This is a genomic window from Vibrio sp. 970, from assembly GCF_033339075.1.
This window is the reverse complement of sequence record NZ_JAWOTW010000075.1, coordinates 1-1,280: the sequence shown is the minus strand read 5'-3', so window position 1 is coordinate 1,280 and position 1,280 is coordinate 1. Positions and strand designations below refer to the sequence as shown.

The following is a 1,280-nucleotide window of genomic DNA, read 5'->3' as shown; positions in this document are numbered from 1 at the left end:
AGTTATGCGCCGCAGTTTAACAGTGAAAAATGGCGATTCTGTCTACCTCTGCACGGCTATCAAGAGCTTAATCGTCTTGATATCTTGGCAAGTGACCTCGTTACAGACTATGGTTCTTTAACAGTGTTTGATCAGGCATTCCAAACACACATAACTAAAACAGAGACGGTATGCGAAGTGCTACGTCTTACTGTGAGCGGCAGCGTTCAACACAAGCTCTACTTCTTATATCTTGCACAAAAAGAGCTGATGAATGTGCTGTTTCAGTCAGGCTACAAGGTTGGGTTCACCATTATAGAACAAGCGTTCATGTTAAATTTTTATCAATCTATTGATTCTAAAGCCTACTTTCATTCAGGATACTGCGACATTAACGGTGACGGTATTAATACGTACCGGGGCTTCTGGAATTTTGAATCGATGGTAGACACCTTTAAACGCACAGACTTTCGCGATTATAAACGCCGTATTCGAGTAATCAGACACAATACGCAGGTGAATGAACATGCTTGATATAGGTCTTAGTGGCCTACTCTACCCGAAAGCCATCACACTGTTTGCTACAGTGGCCGTGGTTCTCGTGTGGCTGCTGTACTACTGCTATCGCCTTAAACAAAAGAACGAAGTGATCTTAGGTTCGTACCACGCGCCTTATATCGCCTATTCGACATGCATTATTATTTGGATTAGCAGTAACGCCTACTTCCATACCGATTTGCTACCTCTGCTTGGGTCAGAGGGCGGCATTTTCATGGCGAAATTAGCCAACTTAGCTTCCTTCTTCGCATTTGCTTTTGCTTTCTACTTTTCTTGCCAGCTCGCCGCCGAGCAGAAAAAAGGCAAAGTAAAACTGTGGCAACAAGGCATTTTTGTTGCGCTGACGGTTTATTCTCTGGTCATCAATTTACGCCCGAACCTAACCGTTGAGAATGTGCTGATTGATGGCCCTAGCCAATTTGTGATTGAGTTTGGCCCTCACACTTCTTATTTCTTCATGGGATTGGTGACCTTTGTCGTTATGACACTCACCAACCTCATTAGCATGCGCGCAAACAGCAGTAAGCTCTCTATAGCGGAGAACAATTACATGATCGCAGGGATCTTAGTATTCATGCTGTCTACGGCTGTCATACACCTAGGCATGACCTACTTCCTTGGGGATTTCTCACTAACCTGGCTACCACCAGCGTTATCCATCAGTGAAATGCTGTTTGTTGGTTACGCGCTGCTTACATCGAGATTCTACAGCGCCAAATACCTTGCTTATCTGACGATCAGTG

At 44.4% G+C, this 1,280-nt stretch carries 2 pseudogenes; both read left to right on the top strand.

From position 1 onward, the window contains the following. Positions 1 to 513 (top strand): annotated as a pseudogene (gene opaM, locus R7Q11_RS24805) (acyl-homoserine-lactone synthase OpaM); the annotation flags it as partial. Beyond that, positions 506 to 1,280 (top strand): annotated as a pseudogene (locus R7Q11_RS24800) (hybrid sensor histidine kinase/response regulator); the annotation flags it as partial. The pseudogenes opaM and R7Q11_RS24800, both read left to right, overlap by 8 nt.